General features: G+C 59.3%; 23 protein-coding genes. 6 read left to right on the top strand and 17 right to left on the bottom strand.

Annotated elements, in window-relative coordinates; genetic code table 11:
* Positions 1–12 precede the first annotated feature (12 nt).
* From ACSQ13_RS05365 to ACSQ13_RS05310, 12 genes are all read right to left on the bottom strand, one after another.
* The gene (locus ACSQ13_RS05365) at positions 13–804 is read right to left on the bottom strand and encodes a hypothetical protein (protein WP_295508818.1); all 792 of its coding nucleotides are present in this window, start codon (positions 802–804) and stop codon (positions 13–15) included.
* 286 nt (positions 805–1,090) lie between these two features.
* Positions 1,091–1,855 (bottom strand): hypothetical protein, encoded by a 765-nt coding sequence (locus ACSQ13_RS05360; RefSeq protein ID WP_176250054.1) that lies wholly within the window; start codon positions 1,853–1,855, stop codon positions 1,091–1,093.
* 44 nt (positions 1,856–1,899) lie between these two features.
* Entirely contained in the window at positions 1,900–2,301 is a 402-nt protein-coding gene (locus tag ACSQ13_RS05355) for a DsbA family protein (protein ID WP_295508823.1), read from the bottom strand.
* 18 nt (positions 2,302–2,319) lie between these two features.
* A complete protein-coding gene (locus tag ACSQ13_RS05350; protein WP_176250056.1) occupies positions 2,320–2,568 on the bottom strand; it encodes a hypothetical protein in 249 nt (82 codons plus the stop codon).
* 204 nt (positions 2,569–2,772) lie between these two features.
* The gene (locus ACSQ13_RS05345) at positions 2,773–2,904 is read right to left on the bottom strand and encodes a hypothetical protein (protein WP_255200174.1); all 132 of its coding nucleotides are present in this window, start codon (positions 2,902–2,904) and stop codon (positions 2,773–2,775) included.
* A gap of 1 nt (position 2,905) precedes the next feature.
* Positions 2,906–4,102, bottom strand: a complete 1,197-nt coding sequence (locus ACSQ13_RS05340) for a formate dehydrogenase subunit gamma (RefSeq protein WP_176250224.1) — start codon at positions 4,100–4,102, stop codon at positions 2,906–2,908.
* 90 nt (positions 4,103–4,192) lie between these two features.
* A complete protein-coding gene (fdh3B, locus tag ACSQ13_RS05335) occupies positions 4,193–4,786 on the bottom strand; it encodes a formate dehydrogenase FDH3 subunit beta (protein ID WP_176250057.1) in 594 nt (197 codons plus the stop codon).
* A gap of 12 nt (positions 4,787–4,798) precedes the next feature.
* Positions 4,799–7,804: a formate dehydrogenase subunit alpha gene (locus ACSQ13_RS05330; RefSeq protein WP_176250058.1), complete on the bottom strand. Its 3,006-nt coding sequence runs from the start codon at positions 7,802–7,804 to the stop codon at positions 4,799–4,801.
* 90 nt (positions 7,805–7,894) lie between these two features.
* Positions 7,895–8,086 carry a twin-arginine translocation signal domain-containing protein gene (locus ACSQ13_RS05325; protein ID WP_176250059.1) on the bottom strand — a complete coding sequence of 64 codons (192 nt, stop codon included), beginning with the start codon at positions 8,084–8,086 and terminating at the stop codon, positions 7,895–7,897.
* Between the two features lie 52 nt (positions 8,087–8,138).
* Positions 8,139–8,753, bottom strand: a complete 615-nt coding sequence (locus ACSQ13_RS05320) for a TorD/DmsD family molecular chaperone (protein WP_176250060.1) — start codon at positions 8,751–8,753, stop codon at positions 8,139–8,141.
* Positions 8,750–9,385 carry a DUF3306 domain-containing protein gene (locus ACSQ13_RS05315; RefSeq protein ID WP_295508829.1) on the bottom strand — a complete coding sequence of 212 codons (636 nt, stop codon included), beginning with the start codon at positions 9,383–9,385 and terminating at the stop codon, positions 8,750–8,752. The genes ACSQ13_RS05320 and ACSQ13_RS05315 overlap by 4 nt, the downstream gene beginning before the upstream one ends.
* Complete coding sequence (locus ACSQ13_RS05310; protein ID WP_295508832.1) at positions 9,382–9,948, bottom strand: DUF3305 domain-containing protein; 567 nt, start codon at positions 9,946–9,948, stop codon at positions 9,382–9,384. Before ACSQ13_RS05310 ends, ACSQ13_RS05315 begins: the two co-directional genes overlap by 4 nt.
* Before the next feature lie 26 nt (positions 9,949–9,974).
* Between ACSQ13_RS05310 and ACSQ13_RS05305 the strand changes: the two genes are divergently transcribed.
* Positions 9,975–10,169, top strand: coding sequence for a hypothetical protein (locus ACSQ13_RS05305; RefSeq protein WP_176250062.1), 195 nt, complete (start codon positions 9,975–9,977; stop codon positions 10,167–10,169).
* Between the two features lie 66 nt (positions 10,170–10,235).
* Entirely contained in the window at positions 10,236–12,185 is a 1,950-nt protein-coding gene (locus ACSQ13_RS05300; RefSeq protein WP_295508835.1) for a 4Fe-4S dicluster domain-containing protein, read from the top strand.
* On the opposite strand, the gene ACSQ13_RS05295 is transcribed toward ACSQ13_RS05300, so the two are convergent.
* Entirely contained in the window at positions 12,179–12,922 is a 744-nt protein-coding gene (locus ACSQ13_RS05295) for a hypothetical protein (RefSeq protein ID WP_295508837.1), read from the bottom strand. The two genes, ACSQ13_RS05300 and ACSQ13_RS05295, sit on opposite strands and share 7 nt — an antisense overlap.
* 72 nt (positions 12,923–12,994) lie before the next feature.
* Here ACSQ13_RS05295 and ACSQ13_RS05290 point away from each other — a divergent pair, with 72 nt between their 5' ends.
* From ACSQ13_RS05290 to ACSQ13_RS05275, 4 genes are read left to right on the top strand one after another with little or no spacing between them, the layout of a single operon-like run.
* Complete coding sequence (locus ACSQ13_RS05290; protein ID WP_176250065.1) at positions 12,995–13,189, top strand: DUF6494 family protein; 195 nt, start codon at positions 12,995–12,997, stop codon at positions 13,187–13,189.
* Between the two features lies 1 nt (position 13,190).
* Complete coding sequence (gene apbC, locus ACSQ13_RS05285) at positions 13,191–14,258, top strand: iron-sulfur cluster carrier protein ApbC (RefSeq protein ID WP_176250066.1); 1,068 nt, start codon at positions 13,191–13,193, stop codon at positions 14,256–14,258.
* A complete protein-coding gene (locus ACSQ13_RS05280) occupies positions 14,255–14,959 on the top strand; it encodes a biotin/lipoate--protein ligase family protein (RefSeq protein ID WP_295508842.1) in 705 nt (234 codons plus the stop codon). Before apbC ends, ACSQ13_RS05280 begins: the two co-directional genes overlap by 4 nt.
* A complete protein-coding gene (locus ACSQ13_RS05275; RefSeq protein WP_176250068.1) occupies positions 14,956–15,492 on the top strand; it encodes a DUF6505 family protein in 537 nt (178 codons plus the stop codon). Before ACSQ13_RS05280 ends, ACSQ13_RS05275 begins: the two co-directional genes overlap by 4 nt.
* Here ACSQ13_RS05275 and ACSQ13_RS05270 read toward each other — a convergent pair.
* The 4 genes from ACSQ13_RS05270 to ACSQ13_RS05255 form a co-directional block, all read right to left on the bottom strand.
* Positions 15,489–16,289 (bottom strand): substrate-binding domain-containing protein, encoded by an 801-nt coding sequence (locus ACSQ13_RS05270; protein ID WP_295508844.1) that lies wholly within the window; start codon positions 16,287–16,289, stop codon positions 15,489–15,491. The two genes, ACSQ13_RS05275 and ACSQ13_RS05270, sit on opposite strands and share 4 nt — an antisense overlap.
* Complete coding sequence (locus tag ACSQ13_RS05265) at positions 16,286–16,993, bottom strand: ATP-binding cassette domain-containing protein (RefSeq protein ID WP_295508847.1); 708 nt, start codon at positions 16,991–16,993, stop codon at positions 16,286–16,288. Before ACSQ13_RS05265 ends, ACSQ13_RS05270 begins: the two co-directional genes overlap by 4 nt.
* Positions 16,987–17,691 carry an ABC transporter permease gene (locus ACSQ13_RS05260; RefSeq protein ID WP_295508850.1) on the bottom strand — a complete coding sequence of 235 codons (705 nt, stop codon included), beginning with the start codon at positions 17,689–17,691 and terminating at the stop codon, positions 16,987–16,989. The genes ACSQ13_RS05265 and ACSQ13_RS05260 overlap by 7 nt, the downstream gene beginning before the upstream one ends.
* Positions 17,692–17,824: 133 nt before the next feature.
* Complete coding sequence (locus tag ACSQ13_RS05255) at positions 17,825–18,604, bottom strand: transglutaminase-like domain-containing protein (protein ID WP_176250072.1); 780 nt, start codon at positions 18,602–18,604, stop codon at positions 17,825–17,827.
* Positions 18,605–18,809: the final 205 nt, after the last annotated feature.

The following is an 18,809-nucleotide window of genomic DNA, read 5'->3' as shown; positions in this document are numbered from 1 at the left end:
GACGATTTATTCTCAACCGTGTCCTTCAAGTATCGCTGCCCTGATATCTTCGGCATCTTTCGCCAAAGCCTGGGATTGGGCTTCACTTAGTTCAAACCCGAGGATTGTTGACACGGCATATGCCGTCTCGGGAGAGATCGAGATCGTTTTATCAGAGGCCGCCCCCAAGAACACAGCGGCAAGAACATCAGGCGTATTCACCACCCCTTGCGCGGTCAGATCTGACGAACCGTCCAAGACGTCCCGCAGCAGACCAAGGTTCGCCACCGGAGAGTCGATCATCGACACATTGTCGAAATCGGTCTTCAGCGCCGTAATCATCTGGTCCAGCGACATCGAATAGAACGCGACCGTTTCAGGTGTCAGCTTCGAGATTTCTTCGGCAGCCGCCTTGGCCAGAATACGATCGGGCGAACGCGACACATTCAAGCGGCCCAGTTCAACCTCTGGAATGCCCTCTTTGGCCCAAACCGGCCTGCCCCCTTGCGACCCACCCGAAGTGCCAGCCCTTGGGCCCTTGCCGTCAGAGTCAGCGCTAGGTCCGCCCTTGCCTTGAGCACCGGCAGTGCCTTTTTTGCCTTTGCCACCACTGCTATGACCCTCGGAATCTTCCCCGGTATCGCTATGGCCGTCGCTGTCTTCATGACTTTCGTCACTATGACCGTCAGACCCGCTATGCCCGCCACCACTGGCTCCGGCACCATGACCACCACTGCCGCTCTCTGCGGCGAAGGCAACCGACCCTGTTCCGTCTGGGAATGTCATCGGCAGTGCAACGCCTAACACGGCAGCAATCGCTACCATTGAAACACCCCTGACAACGGAGCAACGCGTTTGGTTATTAGTCCAGGATTTCTGCATGATATTATACCCTTAGTTTGTTCATTAGTGACCGGGCCTGTCCCGGAATGCGGTTTTGATGTGCATCGTTTCAACGGCGATGTGACATGCGAAAAAGGCGCTCAGCATGGCGTCAGGACGACGCGACACTCTCGACTTTATTTCGTGCAAATCCGGACCGCGACAAGCGCAGTGAAGGCGCGCCGGACTGACTAGTCCAGCCCGGCGCGCCATTTACAAGCCTCTCGGCTTAACCGTGACCTTCAAGGATCGCTTCGCGAATGGCCTCTGCATCAGCGGCAAGCGATTCAGCCTGTGCGTCAGAAAGGTTGTATCCAAGGATCGTGGCGACAGCGCTTGCTGTATCCGCAGTGATTTCGACCGTCTTGTCCGAGGCAGAGCCCAAGAACACGGCAGCGAGAACATCAGCTGTGTTTACCACCCCTTCGGCGGTCAGCGAGGAAGTGCCGTCCATCACGTCTTTCAGCAGACCAAGGTTCGCAACCGGAGAGTCGATCATCGTCACATTGTCAAAATCGGTCTTCAGCGCCGTGATCATTTGGTCCAGCGACATCGAATAGAACGCAATCGCTTCGGGCGTCAGTTTAGAGATCTCTTCCTCGACCGCCTTTGCCAGAATACGATCGGGCGAACGCGCCACATTCAACCGGCCCAGTTCAACCTCTGGAATACCCTCTTGCGCCCAGACAGGCTTGCCGCCTTGTGACCCGCCAGAGCTGCCCGCCTTCGGGCCTTTGCCTTCAGAGTCAGAATCCGGTTCACCCTGACCGCTGCCAGATCCGCCTGCACCTTGACCACCGGCACCACTACCAGAGCCGCCAGCGCCTTGACCATTGCCGCCGCCTTGTCCGCTTTGCTGGGCAAATGCGAAGGCACCTGTTTCCGAAGGAAATGTGATCGGAACGATTACGGTCAGCGCGGCAGCAACCGCAAACGCCGAAACGCCTGAAGCAAGTCCGGTTGATGTCGACTTCAATGACTTAAGAATTTTCATGTGCAGTTCTCCACTTCACGTTAATTTATGAAGAACAATTACCCTCAGGGGCGACTCGCGGAATTGATATAAGTCAATTTGAATATGTTTTTCGCAGGCCGCGAAAAGAAACATTTTTGGGGTGCTGAAAACGGGTCTTGTGCGCCGGTGCTGCGCATCAGGGGCAACGTGTTCACCGGAAGGTCGGGATTGAACGCAAACCGCCACAGGTCATGCTGGGTGATGAAACGCTGCATCTCAAGGCGTTCATACTGCATTTTGGCGGGGATATTGGCATCGGCCTGCATGGGCGACTGGGTGTCCGCGCCTTTGAAAATGCCGCCCAGCAAACACGGGATATAATTCACGCGCGCGCCGGTCCGTTCGGCGATCTGCGGCAGGACCTTAGGGGCAAGGTAGGCATCGGGGCTGCCGAAATCAAAGAGGAAATCCAAGGTCTTGGTCATGCTAGACCCTCCCCAGCCTTATTTCGGCAAGGGGCGCAGTCTGGCGGATGCGCCGGTAAAGATGATCCTGCCCCGCCCCCCTGTCCGCATTTTGCCCGCCACTTCGCGCCCCGTCAGAAAACCGGTGAAACAGGCCATCTCACAGACCTTGCGATACACCCGCGCAGTGGTGTCGGTGACCGTGAACCGGACGTTTGCCCCGATGTCGAACACCGCAAATTCCTGCGGGGCGACATCGGTTTCGATGCGGTCGATCTGGGTGACCATCTTGTCTTGTGCGCGTCGCGCGCGTTCGCGGGCATGGCAATCGCAGCGCCCCCATCATCGCGGATGGGCTGCGCCTATGCCTCGAGCGCATCTGCATGGCGTGACCTGCGCACAAGGCAAACGACCATCCCCTCTTTGGCAAAGGCGCGCACAACCCGGATTGGGAACCAGATCAACCGGACAGCCAGCCCGCCTTTGACGGTCCTAGTCCGACAGGCGCACGTTTTGCGATGACGTAGCCGCCGTCGCGCTGGAAAAGCCCACAACCTGCAAAATCCGGTTGGCCCCGACGGTAATGACCACAAGGGCCACGAGCGAGATCAGAAACGCTTTCATCCTACGGCTCCTTCCGGGTTGTCGACGTTGGACCGACGATTTCCTCGGCCCAAATGCTGTGATGTTCGCGGGCCCATTGTTCCTCGACTTCGCCCTTGCCCATCGCGTCAAACGCGCCTTCCATGCCGATAGACCCAAGATAGATATGTGCAAGAATGATCGCGGTCAGGATCAGGCTGACAAGCGCATGCCAGAGCTGTGCGTATTGCATTTCCTCTTGCGGAGCGAGCGGGTACGGCAGATCGGCATAACCGAACCAGCCCGGCACACCCCAGCCATTCAGCAACGAAAATGTATGGCCGAACAGGTTGAATTCAAACGGAAACAGCAGAGACAAACCGGACAGGGAAATCGACCCGCCCAACAGGATCACCGCCCAGAAAATCAGTTTCTGGCCCGCGTTGAACTTTTTCGCAGGGGGATGCCCGCCGCCCAAAAGGCCGCCACCTTTGGCCAGCCAGCGCAGGTCGGTGCGGTCGGGAATATTGTGGATGACCCAGATGGCAAACACGAAAACAAGCGCGATCATAAAGGCCCAGGAGACGTTGTTATGCACCCACTTACTGACGATCGCGACAGAGGAAAACGCCTCGTGACCAAAGGCGGGGATGATCACCTTGCGCCCGAACAATGTAATCAGGCCGGTCAGACCAAGCAGTATAAAGGACGACGCCAGCATCCAGTGGCCAAAGCGTTCAAAGGCCTTGAACCGCAGCAGCGTGCGCCCGGTCTTTTCGCCGTCGATCCGGATGCGCCCCCGGATCAGATAGAACAAGGCCAGCGCCAGCAGGGTGCCGCCCAAAAGGTAAATCGCAATGGTCTGCAATGGCCCGCGACGGAAATCCAGCCACCACATGCCGCCGTCCTGAATTAGGGTCGTGGCCGCTGGTACCCGTGCCTGGGTGGTTATGTCAGCCTCGCCAAAGCGGTAGGCGCGCCACAGATCGGCGTCAGACGCACCCCCAAGCGTGCCAAGCTGGTCGATGCCGGGCTTGGCGTTGGCAGGGTCGCCAATTTCGTGCGACCGGATGGCGTCATCAGAAGTTTTCAGACCTTCCTGACGGCGCAAGATATCCTCGAGGGTGGAAACTGCGGGGTTGGTATCAACAGTGCTTGTCTGCGGTGGCACGTTGTCCTGGGCCAGGGCCCCGGACGCGATGGACAGATAAATCATTAAAACGGCAAAAAGGCGCTGCATCATCATATCCCTTTCTTTCCCATTCGAGGGTACAAATAGGGGCGGTCCCGTAGCAGGCCGCCCCTTTGATAGTCATATCAAAACAAGCGGTTAGCCGCCCTTTTGATCATAGGCCGTGCCCCAGCCCCATGCGCCGGAGCCAAAGCCACGTGCCACAACCCGTTCGCGGTAGATGCCCGATACGACATCGCCGTCACCGGCAAGCAGCGCCTTGGTTGAACACATCTCGGCGCAGATCGGCAGCTTGCCTTCCGCGATACGGTTGCGGCCGTATTTCTGGAATTCCGCGGTGGAGTTGTTTTCTTCTGGGCCACCGGCACAGAAGGTACATTTGTCCATTTTGCCGCGCGAACCAAAGTTGCCCGCCTGCGGATACTGCGGCGCGCCAAAGGGGCACGCGTAAAAGCAGTAACCGCAGCCAATACACAGATCTTTGGAGTGCAGGACCACGCCGTCGGCTGTCTGGTAAAAACAGTCGGTCGGACAAACGGCCATACAAGGCGCGTCCGAACAGTGCATACAAGCGACCGAAATCGACCGTTCGCCTGGTTTGCCGTCATTGATGGTGACGACCTTGCGGCGGTTGATGCCCCAAGGCACTTCGTGTTCGTTTTTACATGCGGTGACACAAGCGTTGCATTCGATGCAGCGTTCAGCGTCGCAGAGGAACTTTGCTCTTCCCATCTTATCTCTCCCTTACGCTGTCCAGATTTTGCAAAGAGTAGCCTTGGTCTCTTGCATCTGGGTTACGCTGTCATAGCCATAGGTTTGTGCAGTATTGGTGCTTTCGCCCAAGACATAAGGATCGGCACCTTCAGGATATTTATCCCTAAGATCAACGCCTTCCATGTGCCCGCCAAAGTGGAACGGCATGAATGCCACGCCTTCGCCGACCCGTTCGGTGACCATGGCCATAACTTTGACCTTGCCGCCTTCGGGGCCTTCGACCCAGACCTGCTGCCCGTCACGCACGCCCAGATTATTGGCGTCGCGTGTGTTGATTTCGACAAACATGTCTTGCTGCAATTCGGCCAGCCACGGGTTCGAACGCGACTCGTCGCCCCCACCCTCGTATTCGACCAAACGGCCAGAAGTCAGGATGATCGGATAGTCCTTCGAGAAGTCCTTTTCCTGGATCGAGGCGTACATGGTGGGTACGCGCCAGAACTTCTTGTCCTCGTAGGTTGGATAATCGGCGACCAGATCGCGGCGGCTGGAATACAGCGGTTCGCGGTGGATTGGCACCGGATCCGGGAAGGTCCAGACCACGGCGCGGGCCTTGGCGTTGCCGAACGGGGCGCAACCATGCTTGATCGCGACACGCTGGATACCGCCCGAAAGGTCGGTCTTCCAGTTCACGCCACCGGTCTTTTGTGCGTAATCCGACTGGATTGCACCGGTCTGCGAGGTTTCACCGACTTCCTGGTTGGCGGTGCTGCCGCCGTCATCGGATGCGGCACCGATGCTTGGGTCACCATCAGGGAAACCCGCAACAAAGTTGATTGACGCGCGTTCCGCATCGGTCAGGTCGCCATCCCAGCCCAGATCACGCAGCATTTGCATGGTGAATTCGGGGTAACCGTCCTCGATCTCGGAACCGGCGGAAAATACGCCTTCGGCCAGCAGGTTTTCACCTTCACGTTCCACACCGAAACGGGCGCGGAAGGTCAGGCCGCCTTCGGCCACCGGCAGCGACATATCATAGAGGTTCGCAGTACCGGGGTGGTTCATCTCGGGGGTGCCCCAGGATGGCCAAGGCAGACCATAGTAATCGCCGTCAGCCGGGCCACCAACCGCGCGCAGGGTTGTGCGGTCGAACGTATGCTGGTTGGCCATGTGGGTTTTCATCCGCTCGGGGCTTTGGCCCGTATAGCCGATGGTCCACATGCCGCGGTTGAATTCGCGGGTGATGTCCTCGATATTCGGCTCGCCGCCCTCGTCCATCCCGATGTTGCGGAAGATCTTGTCATGAAAGCCGAATTTCTCGGCGAACATGGCGATGATCTTGTGATCCGGCAGCGATTCAAACAGTGGATCAACCACTTTGTCGCGCCATTGCAGCGACCGGTTGGACGCTGTGACGGACCCGCGCGTTTCGAATTGCGTACAGGCCGGCAACAGGTAAACCCCGTCGGTGCGGTCTTGCAAAACAGCCGAAACAGTCGGGTACGGATCGACCACGACAAGCATGTCGAGCTTTTCCATCGCCGTCTTCATTTCCTTTTGACGGGTCTGAGAGTTGGGCGCGTGGCCCCACAGAACCATCGCCCGGGTGTTATCGGGCTGGTCGAGGTTTTCCTTGTCTTCCAAAACGCCGTCAATCCAACGGCTTACCGGAATGCCGGTCAGGTTCATCATCGGCGTGTCGCCAATGGTTTCCGGGCTGAAACGTCCCTTGAGATACTCAAGGTCTTCTTCCCAAACGCGGGCCCAATGTGCCCAAGCGCCCGCTGACAGACCGTAGTAGCCCGGCAATGTATCGGCCAGAACGCCAAGGTCGGTCGCACCCTGCACGTTGTCGTGACCGCGGAAGATGTTGGTGCCGCCGCCTGCTGTCCCCATGTTGCCAAGGGCCAGCTGCAAGATGCAGTACGCGCGGGTGTTGTTGTTGCCATTGGTGTGCTGCGTGCCACCCATACACCAGATCACGGTGCCGGGGCGGTTGTTCGCCAGGGTGCGCGCCACGCGTTCAAGCTGGGTACCGGGGGCACCGGTCACACGCTCGACCTCCTCTGGCGTCCACTTGGACACTTCGGTCTTGATCTCTTCCATGCCCCAAACACGGGTACGGATGAATTCCTTGTCTTCCCAGCCGTTTTCAAAGATGTGCCACAAGATGCCCCAAACGAGGGCCACGTCAGAACCGGGGCGGAAGCGGACATATTCGTCAGCATGGGCCGCCGTGCGGGTAAAGCGCGGGTCACAGACGATCAGCGGCGCGTTGTTTTGTTCCTTGGCTTTCAGCAAGTGCAGCAAGGACACCGGATGCGCCTCGGCAGGGTTGCCACCGATCACAAAGATCGCCTTGCTGTTGTGGATGTCGTTGTAGCTGTTGGTCATGGCGCCGTAGCCCCATGTGTTTGCCACACCCGCAACCGTGGTGGAGTGACAGATACGCGCCTGATGGTCGACGTTGTTGGTGCCCCAATAGGCGGCAAACTTGCGGAACAGATAGGCCTGTTCGTTGTTATGCTTGGCGCTGCCCAGCCAGTAAACTGAATCCGGCCCGCTTTCCTCGCGGATTTTCATCATGCCGTCGCCGATCTCGTTGATCGCGGTCTCCCAGCTGATGCGCACCCATTCGCCGTTTTCTTTCTTCATCGGGTATTTCAGGCGGCGTTCGCCATGGGCGTGTTCACGAACAGCAGCCCCTTTGGCACAATGTGCCCCGAGGTTGAACGGGCTGTCCCAACCGGGCTCCTGCCCGGTCCAGACGCCGTTGTCGACTTCGGCGATAACCGTACAGCCGACCGAACAGTGGGTACAAATCGATTTTACCGTTTCAACCGCGCGGGTGGCGGCGGTTTGCGCGGTGGCTTTGGAGACGGAGCCGCCGGTGGCCGCGATGGCCGTCAACCCGCCAATGGCAAGGCCCGATCCGCGCAAGAACCCCCGTCTGTCGATGGTGTTTTTGCCGTTATTTACCACGATCGGCGCGCGGCCTGATCTGCGGGTATACCCGTTGGTCTTTTTCCTCAGCATGGTATTCCTCCCTTTTTCGGCCTTTGCCGGATCATTCTATGTCGCTCACCGTGCAGGCACATTGGCCGGGTGCCGGTGTGAAATTGGCTATTAGAAACGCGTGCTTTCAAGATAGGCGCGGGTGTGTGCCGTATCTTGCATGGTCTCGGATGACAGGTCTGCGGGTTGCGCTTCGGCCTGGGTTGCCCCACCGGCTGCAATCACGGCAACGGCGGCGGGGGCCGCTGTACCAGCAAATTTCAGAAAGTCGCGGCGGCTTGCGCCTTTGGTCTTGTCCGTCATTGGATGTCTTCCCTTCCTGTTGTTCGGTGGGCGTCCCCACCAGTGTTGTGCATCACCGATCCGTGGCGGCCATGCGGAATGCTTCGCGTTCGATATCCATAAAGGCAGCCCCGACGGCACCGACAGATCCATACAGAACCGACGATTTGGCCGCTTGCAGGTCGGCAAAGTAATGTGCGGCCCAGCTTCCGATATGAGCGTTAAAAAACTGTTGTTGTTGGTCAAGTGTCGCGACCCGGCCAAAGCGCCCCACGATCATGCCCGCCATCATCTCCATCAAGGAGGCGATGTTGTCTTCGGGTTCGAACACGTCTTTGGCGCGGGTCATGCCGAGGCTGGCCATGGTTCTGCGCAAATTCGCCAGCGGCTTTTCGTTCAGAAATCCGGTCAGGTAATAGCTGGCATAGGGCAGCAGTTCCCCGCGGCCCAGACCGATGAACAAGGCATTGAATTCCGTGCTGACCGATTTCGGCTTGGACACCTTTGCCACACGCGCCAGACCCTGAATGGCCTGCCCCAACGGGGTGTCGTCCCCCTCAAGACCTGCGGTCTGGTCCAGCAACATCTGGTCCGGCGGACCTGCCAGCATCACCCCAAGGTAATTATACAAATCCGCGCGCAGACGATCCTCTTGGGTCACATCTGGCAAAGGTGCGGCAACATTCATGCGGTTTTTCCTTCGATACGGAATTGCATGCGCCGGGGGGCCGGTGCCGCGAATTCCATTTCGTCTTCTTCAATACTTGTCTCGGCGTCGGTCATATCTGCGTCAAAGCCAGCGTCAGCCGCGACAAATACCCCGTCATCACCCATTGGCAGTTCTTCGATGTCTTCGATTTCATCAAGGTCTTCGCCACCTGCATCAACGGCTGTGTCTTCGGTATTCGAACTAGCCGCCTGCCGTTCCATTTCAAGCAAATGATACAACATGCCCTTGCCGACCTGATAGCTGGTCTTGATCGGCCCCTGCCCCGTGCTGCCGGTCAGGTAATCGTCGTCATAATCGTTCAGCCCGTCCACACAGGCCAGCACCGGATTGCTGCGCCAAAGCGACCGCAAGGCCCGTTTGCGCAGATGTTGGGGGACGGTTTTGACCATGAACGCCTTGAAATCATCGCCCATCACCAAGGCATCAGGGTCAGGCAGGCCCAGTTCCTCAAGGATTTCCGCATCGGTCTTTTCGGCCAGCTCCGCCTGCTGCTCTGCGACAACGGCGTCTTCGGCCTCGCGTTTCAGCGCTTCGGCCTCTGCGGCAACAGCGGCGCGCCTGCGTGACCAGGATGAAAGTGCCGCGCTCAATTGATCACCTCGCGGCGGCGCGGGGCGCGATAGACATCGGTGGCCTGCCGGATGCGCGCATCGCCCACCCCGTCATCGGTCTGGTCAACCCGCGCGTTCTTGCGGCGGCGTTTGACAAAGGCTTCTTCCTCGTAATGCTTTTCCACGAATTCGACGACCCAGGCCAACAGCCCGTGCGGCAGCGGCAGCTTCTCGACCAGTTCTTCGGCCGGATCGCAGTAATCCTGCGCCTCGTAGGGGGATGCGGTCACAAGGGCGACGGACCACGGCAGGCCCCCGCTTTGTTCGTTCGGGCGCAGCACCGTGTAAATGGAGGGCACCCGCGCTTGCAGCTCATGCGCATAGGCTTCGGCATCCGAGACATAAAGCGTCAGGGGCAAGGTGGCTGCGTGGTATTCGGTAACATCGCCTTCGGTCCTGAGAACCTTCCAATCCGCAGCTGCGGCACCCGGCAAAACATCCGTTACAGCCCAGGCGTATTTGGCCCAACGCGTAACGCCCGGCGTGCGCCGCACGACGACGCCCACGGGAATGGTTACTGAGTTTGGGTAGCTACGCGACAAGTATCTCTCCTCGGTTGGCTGGGATCATGATGGCGCAAGATCGAAAAAACAACAAAGCTTTTTTTGTTATTTTACGCCACCAGACCGCCATGCTGCACCGCCGCATGACCCTGCGCCCACGTTTAAAGGGCTTTCCGACTAAACGCTTGCATGACAATGTTATTTCCCCGATGAATTGCTGCATCTGCAACTCAATCACAGGCAGTTGTGACCCCGATTAGCGGTTTACTGTCCAGTCATTTCCTGACTAGCTGAGCAGCAATCCGCGTCCAGCGAAAAGGGATATCATGACAAAGACATTGTTGGTTTGTGATTGCCTTGGCTCACAACACGTCGACTTCAACGCCTTGGGCGAATTGACCGGCACCTCCTGTTCGGGGTGCCATACAAGCCTGTGTACAACGCAGATCGAAACCGCAGCCAAAGCCATCAAAGCGGGGGATGTGGTGATTGCCTGCGCACAAGAAGCGCACCGTTTCACCGCCCTTGCAGAAGAGCTGGATGCGCCAGAGCCGATATGCGTCGATATTCGCGACCGGGCCGGTTGGTCAGACGACAGCGCCTCGGCCACGGCAAAGATGGCGGCGCTGATCAAGGATGCCCTGCTTGCCCCGCCTTCGCCGAAATCTGTGGATGTCATCACCGAAGGCACCTGCCTGATCATCGGTGCCGAAGAGACCGCCATCGCCGCGGCGCAAAAGCTTTCCGATACGCTGGCGGTGACCGTGCTGCTGACCCCGGGCACCGACTTTCTGCCAACCTCTGCCTATGATGTCGTCACCGGCAGCCTGGACAAAGCCACAGGCACCTTGGGCCGGTTCGAAGTCCGAATTAACAATTTCCAGCAAAGCCTGACCGGTGGCCGTGGCACCCCTGCCCTGACCGCCCCGCAAAACGGTGCCCGGTCTGAATGCGACATCATCCTTGATCTGTCGGGCGGGCTGGCGATGTTCCCTGCCCCCGAAAAACGCGATGGGTATCTGCGTGCGGATCCGGGCAGCCAGACTGCCGTTGCGGATGCGATTTTCACCGCCAGCCAGATGGTGGGCACCTTTGAAAAGCCGCTTTATGTCCGGATGGAACCGACGCTATGTGCCCATTCGCGCGCGGAAAAGCCCGCCTGTTCGAACTGCCTGAACGTGTGCCCCACCGGGGCGATCCTGTCGGCCGGCGAAACCGTTACCATCGACCCGATGATCTGTGCCGGCTGCGGTGCCTGTGCTGCGGTGTGCCCGTCCGGTGCGATCAGCTATGACGTGCCGCCGCCCGACCACATGTTCCGCCGGATCAGCGCGCTGGCCCGGACCTATCGGACCTCGGGTGGCAAAGACGCAGCGCTTTTGGTGCATGACGATCACGGTGCCGAAATGATCAGCCTTGCCGCCCGCTTTGGCCGCGGCCTGCCCGCCCATGTGATCCCGATGGAGGTCAGCGCGCTGTCCGGCTTTGGCCATGCCGAAATGCTCGCCGCCCTGGCCAGCGGTTTTTCCCGTGTCGATATCCTGCTGGGCCCCAAGACCGAACGCGACGCCCTTGACCCGCAGCTTGCGCTGGCCAATGCGATTGCACCGGATCAATCCGCCTTGCTGGACATCACCGACCCCGATGCGCTGTCGGATCATCTGTTCGGCCAAACCCCAACCCCCGCCACGACCGACCCGATCCTGCCCATCGGCAGCCGCCGTCAGGTCGCCCGTCTGGCCGCCAAGGCGCTGAACCCCGATCTGGGGGTTCTGGCCCTGCCCCAAGGTGCCCCTTACGGCGCAGTTGTGGTGGATACCGATGCCTGTACGATGTGTCTGGCCTGTGTGTCGCTGTGCCCTTCAGGGGCGCTTGGCGACAATCCCGACATGCCGCAATTGCGCTTTCAGGAAGACGCCTGCCTGCAATGCGGCCTGTGCACCAACGTCTGCCCCGAAAGCGCCATCACGCTGGAACCGCAGTTGAACCTGACCGATATGGCCCTGCAACAGGTGGTGTTGAACGAAGAAGAACCCTTTGGCTGTGTGGAATGCGGGACGCTGTTCGGGGTCAAATCAACGGTCGAAAAGATCGTCGAGAAACTGGCCGGCAAACATGCGATGTTCGCCAATCCCGAAACCGCGCGGATGATCCAGATGTGTGACGGCTGCCGGATCAATGCGCAGTATCATTCGCAAAACAACCCCTTTGCAGGCAAGGAACGCCCCCGCCCCCGCACCACCGATGATTACCTGTCAAAGCGCAAGGATCACTGATTTTGCAAAGCTGCGCCCAGATCCGCAGGCTTGACCGTCGCGACATAGGCGATGATCGACTCAAGATCGCCTTGGGTCATCTCGACCGGGACAATCGCGGGCGGCAGACCGGCGCTAAAGGGCTGGGTGATGCCCTTGACCTGGGTAAAGCTGGGATGCGGGTTGAGCACATAGAAACTGGCGAAACGATCCTGCCAGTCGCTGAAACTGCGCATCACGGCAAAGGATGGCGTCTGTCCCATCCCCTTCATCCGGTTGGCATGGTTGACCACGTGGCACCGTCCACAATGCACCAGCGACAGGTCTTCGCCCGCGACAGGGTCACCGTCATAGCTGCGCGTGGTTTGGACTGCCTGTTCAGTGACCGCCGTGAAAACCGGCGTGCCGTCGATCCTGAACCCCTCAATCGTGCGTTTGCCAATATCCGACAGCAGCCAGCTGGCAAAAAGCGCGGGGCCTTCCGCGCCGGTGTCGGCCAGATGCCAGACCCGATCCCCCGCTTGGAAAACCGCGACACCAGCGTCGCCGATCACGGCATCCGCCCCGCCGTCAACCTGTGTCACCCTCACCCCGTGCTTGAGCGCGAAACGCGGCAGCAGATAGTCCAGAAAACCTGTCTGAGTGATTTCGTCTGGCGCAGACAGGGTAAATCCGCGATCCTGCGCCAAGACCTTTATGGGCACAGTGGCCAGGGACAACAGGCACAGAACCAACCAGAAAAACCGTTTCACAATCATCACCCCACCCCCGCGCTCGCGCCAGCCTAAGCGGCCCGAAGCAATGCGGTCAAGGATACAGGAGACATCCAGATGAGCGAAGATTTCAACATGTCGATGCGCAAATTCCTCAAGCAGGTTGGCGTCACATCCCAGCAAGCCATCGAAGAGGCGCTGCGCAAGGCCGGTGACACCACGGGCAAAAGCTTTGAGGCCAAGATGGTGTTGACCATCGACGGGCTGGACATGGAACATGTCGTCACCGGCAAAATCGAAGGACAATCCTGAGGTGGCAGTTACAAGAGAACAGGTTCTGGCCATATTGGCAGACCTTACCGATCCGATCAGCGGCTCCTCCATTGTCGAGGCCGGTATCGTCAAGGCACTGACCGTCGATGACGGGGTGGTGCGTTTCGTGATGGAGGTCAGCGGCGAGCACGCGGCGGCCTATACCGCGCTCAAGGACGCGGGCGAGGCCCAGATCAAGGCGCTGGACGGCGTTAAATCGGTGTCGATCGTGTTGACGGCCCATAGCACGCCCAAAGCGCCGCCCGACCTCAAGGCATCGCGCAGTTCGACCCCGTCGGGCCCGCAAAAGATACCGGGCATTGACCGGATCATCGCAGTGGCATCGGGCAAGGGCGGCGTGGGCAAATCCACGGTCGCGGCCAATCTGGCCTGCGCGCTGGCCGCCGAAGGCCGCCGCGTCGGATTGCTGGACGCCGATGTATACGGGCCGTCACAGCCGCGCATGCTGGGGGTGTCGGGCCGGCCCGCATCGCCGGATGGCAAAACGATTTTGCCGATGCGCAATTACGGCGTGACCATGATGTCGCTGGGGCTGATGACCAATGACGATCAGGCCGTTGTCTGGCGCGGGCCGATGTTGATGGGTGCCTTGCAGCAGATGTTGACGCAGGTGCAATGGGGCGCGCTGGATGTGCTGATCGTCGATCTGCCCCCCGGCACCGGCGACGTGCAGATGACCCTTGCCCAAAAGGCCGAACTGAACGGCGCGATCATCGTGTCGACCCCGCAGGACATCGCCCTGCTGGACGCCCGCAAAGGCATCGACATGTTCAACCAGCTTGGCACGCCCCTGATCGGTATGATCGAAAACATGTCGACCCATATCTGTTCGGCCTGCGGTCACGAAGAACATCTGTTCGGCCATGGGGGTGTCGCCAAGGAAGCGGAAAAGCTGAACGTGCCCTTGCTGGCTGAAATCCCGCTGCATATCGACATCCGTCTGGCGGCGGATGGCGGCGCGCCGATTGTGGTGTCCAAACCCGAAAGCACCCAAGCCATGGCGTTCCGCAAGGTGGCGAAAGACCTTATCGCGCAAGGCCATGCATGACCCGGCCTGAATTTCCACCGCTGTTTTCCGGTCAGGACGCAGAGGGCGGCGATCCCTTTGCGCTGGCCTGTGCGGCGGCGGAAGTGGGCTGCGATGCGGGGCTGGTGATCTTTGATCTGGGGGCTACCACCCTGCGGGCTGCCATCGTCTTTGCCCCGGACGTTCCACTTGCCGATGCGGCGGCGATGCTGCCGGTGTGCGGCGTGGGCTTTCAAAATGCGCTTGGCGCTTTGGCCCCGCCCGAGGTCGGCGTACATCTGGGCTGGGACGGTGGCGTTTACCTTAACGGCGGGCGTGCGGGTCACCTAGCCATGGCGGCATCCGGTAGCGACACTGGTATCGAGCCCGACTGGCTGGTGGTCGCCCTGACCCTGTCGCTCTGGCCCGATAGCGATGATACCGGCCTGACCCCTGACCAGACCGCGCTTTATGCCGAAGGCTGCGCCGATGTGGCCCCTGATCAGTTGCTTGAAGCCTGGGTGCGCCATACGCTTGTGGGTATCAACAACTGGGCCGATGGTGGCATGGCCAAGCTGCATTCCGACTGGTCCGGCATTGCCCATGGCCTTGAGGGCGAAATGACCGTGGCAGGCCGCACCGGCACTTATATCGGGCTTGATGAAAATCTGGGCCTGCTGTTGAAAATCGACAGCAAAACCGTATTGATACCGCTGACCGCAACCTTGACGAGGCCCGCATGAAACTAGCCCGCGCGATCCATTTTGACGAAAGCGACACCCGTGTTTTTCACAACCCTGCCCGCACCGGTGAATGGTGCGTTTCCGGCGGGTTCGAATTTTCGAACTGGGGCGAAGGCGATCTGGTCGGCAAGGCGCGGCAGGCCTTTGCCAACGGCTGGATGGGGATCGAAACCTTTGGCAGGGTCAGTTTTGTCGCGGTGACGCAGGTTGAACCCCACGAAAAGGATGTGCTTGCCAATCTGCTGGCCCAGCATTTCGTCGATATCTATGGCGCGCCAAGCCTTGAGGCGGCCAAAAACGTCGCGCTCGAAGAAATCGCGCAGATGGCCGAACTGGCAGAGGATCACGCGCCCAATACCCTGCTGACCGTGTCGCGCGAATTGACCCCCGCAGGGGTCAAGGAAACCTACCGCGCCATCGCCGCGCAAGAGGCGGACATCATGCAATTCGCCGTCCACGGGTCGCTGGACGAAGATGAACCCCATGATCATGGACACGATCACGGGCATCATCATCACGATCACGACCATTAAGGCGTTGCGTTAAACACGAACAACGCCTCGCCGTTGATCTTGTAGCCGTTGATCAGTGCCGCTGCGCGCGGGCTGGTCAGCCATGCTTCAAGTTTGACCGCCAAGTCATTGCGAATACTGTCATTTTTATCAGGATTAACGGGTAGCAGCGCATATTGGTTGAACAGGGCCGGATCACCGGAATAGAGCAGCGCCAGATCGCCCTTGTTGCCAAAGTTCAACCAGCTGGCCCGGTCTGACACGATATAGGCGTTCATGCCCGACGCCGTGTTCAACGCCGCCCCCATCCCTGCCCCGACCGGACGGTACCAATCGCCAAACCCTGCAATGTCCAAGCCTGCGCTGGCCCAGATTTTCTGTTCGGCTTTGTGGGTGCCACTGTCGTCACCACGGCTGACAAAGGGGGCTTGCGCCGCCTCGATCCGCTGTACCGCATCGGCGGCGCTGGCGGCGTCCACGATTGCAGCCGGATCAGCCTTCGGGCCGACAAACACGAAATCATTATACATGATCTCGCGACGGTGGGTGCCGTGACCTGCGGCCACGAATTCTTCCTCGGCGGCCTTGGAATGGACCAACACCGCATCAACATCCCCCGCTTCGCCAAGGCGCAGCGCCTGTCCGGTACCCACCACCAACAACCGCACATCCAGATCAAGATCGGCCTTGATCGCAGGCAGCAAAACATCCGCAAGGCCCGAGTTATCAAAGGATGTCGTGACCGCCATGCGCATTTCTTCGGCACCAGAGGTCTGCGCCCATAGCAGCATGGCAACCGTTGTTAACAGCCGTTTCATCTTACGATATCTCCTCTGAGGAACGCGGCAAGCGCGGCGGTTTGCGGGGCTGCAAATTTCTCCGATGCAAGCCCGGTTTCGTGAATTTTGCCGTCCAGCACAAACACCAGATCCCGCGCCAGCCGCCGTGCCTGCCCCATGTCATGGGTGGCCATCACCAACTGCGTTCCAGCCGCTGAAATCTCTTGCAGCAGGGTCTCGATCTCGTGGGTGGCATGGCCGTCAAGGTTCGCACAGGGTTCGTCCAGAAACAGCACATCGGGCTTGCGCACCAAGGCACGGGCAATGGCCAGTTTCTGCCGCTCGCCTCCTGACAAACGGGTCGCGGGGCTGTTTTGCACCGATCCCAGCCCGATCCGGTCCAGCCAATATGCAACGGTTTCCCTGATCTGCGCGGCGGGCGTTCTGACCAGCCGCAAGGGATAGGCAAGGTTTTCAGCCACCGACCGCCGCAAGACAATCGGCGACTGGAACACAAACGCATGTTTCGACCGGTCTTGCGCGGCCCAGCTCACCGACCCCGCATTGATCCGCTCGACCCCGTGCATGACGCGCAGCAAGGTGGTTTTGCCAGATCCGTTTGGCCCGATCACGATTGTCGGCCCTTGCGGGTTCAGCACCAGATCAATCGGCCCGATGATCCGCTTGCCCTGCCTGCGCACCGCAACACCTTGTAACGTCAGGGGAAATAATACGCTCACCACTGCCCCTCCCGCTCTGTGCGCGACAGGGTGTGGATCGCGAGGTTCACCACAATCGCCAGACCAATCAGAACAAAGCCCAAGCCCAGAGCCAAGGCAAAATCACCTTTCCCGGTCTCAAGCGCAATGGCGGTAGTCAGCACGCGGGTCACATGATCAATGTTGCCGCCCACAATCATGATCGCGCCGACCTCGCCTATGGCGCGGCCAAAACCGGCCAGCGCAGCCGTAAGCAAATTGCGCCGCCCGTCCCGCATCAACGTCACAATACGTTGCCATTTCGACGTGTTCAGCGAGATCAGCAAATCATGATATTCGGCCCATAGTTCACGCATGGATTGATGGGCGATGGACGCAATCACGGGCGTGATAATTACCACCTGCGCGATGATCATCGCCGTCGGAGTAAACAAAAGGTTCAGCACCCCGAACGGGCCAGCCCGCGACAACAAGATGTACACGACCAGCCCCACCACCACCGGAGGCAGCCCCATCAGCGCATTGATCATCGAAATCACGAAACGCCGATAACGGAACCGCTGCACGGCCAGATAGGTGCCCAAGGGGATGGCGATAACCGAGGCGATCACCAGCGCGGTCAGGGTCACCCGAAGCGACCTCAGGCTGATCTCCCACAACTCGGCATCAAAACTCGCGATCAACCAAAACGCAGCGCTAAACCCATCCCAAATATCAACCATAAAGCTGCGCGTTCCCGTTCCCCGTCCCTGGCAGGAACGGTCGGGTTTTCCGGCCCGAATGACAAGCAGAAACTGGACAGATCACAAGATCATACGCGGATTTCCCACGCTGCCGACACCATGATCGCGTTGGCTATTGCACGACCTGAACATCGACGGTCTGCACCCTCATATAGGCGGGTCCGAAACTGCTCAGAAACGGCACCTCGGCGGCGTCCATGCCCACACCGATGCGCACGATCTGATTGGGGGCGGCCATCCCCGTGGCATCAACCAGATGCCATGTGCCATCCAGAAACACCTCGGCGACGGCATGGAAATCCTGCGGCGTCACATAAGGCGCATAAACGCTGGCGAAACGCGCCGGGATCGCCGCCGCGCGCGCCAGCGCAATGATCACATGGGCAAAATCACGGCACACGCCCTGGCGTTGCACAAAAGTATCCAGCGCCGTTGTCAAACCGGTGCTTGATCCCGGAACATATTGAAACCGCTCGAATATCCAGTCACGCAAGGTCCCGATAAGGGCCCCGCCGCTCAGGTGTCCATATTCCGCCGCGATAAAGTTCTGAAACTCGTCCGACTGGCAGTAGCGCGATGGCATCAAATACCGCACCGCATCGCTGGGCAGTTGGTGGGGCGGCGTTGCGGGCAGGTTTTCGATCGCCAAGGTCGGGCGGTTCACCTGGAACCGCGCCTGATAGCTGCACGTCAAATTCCGGTCCGTCCGGATCAACATCCGCTCGCCCAGATTGGCCTCGCCCGGGATATGCACCTTTTGAAGTGTGTCGCTGAGCCGGAAGCTTTCGCGCAGCAGAGTCTGATCGGCAAAGCCGGATGCCTGAATCTGCAGGATCAGATCGGTCGCCATGTTGATTTGATAGTCAAGCTGCACATCAATATCGAGGATCATCACAAGGCTTTCCAAGCAAAATTACCGGTGTCACTGCCGCCGTTAAGGGGATTTTGGCGCTAAAGCCAGAAGACCGCAGTACGCCAATGCCCCCCGCTCAGCAACATAGATCGCCTGCGTGCAATTGGCAGCAGATTGCCGAAAATATATCGCCCGTCCTGCCAATCCTGCCCCTGCACAGACAAAGTGACAAAGTTTTACAGAA

This window comes from Sulfitobacter sp. SH22 (assembly GCF_965641905.1).
In the GTDB taxonomy this organism is placed as follows: Bacteria; Pseudomonadota; Alphaproteobacteria; order Rhodobacterales; family Rhodobacteraceae; genus Sulfitobacter.
The sequence above is the reverse complement of the archived record's forward strand: the minus strand, read 5'-3'. Positions and strand labels throughout refer to the sequence as shown.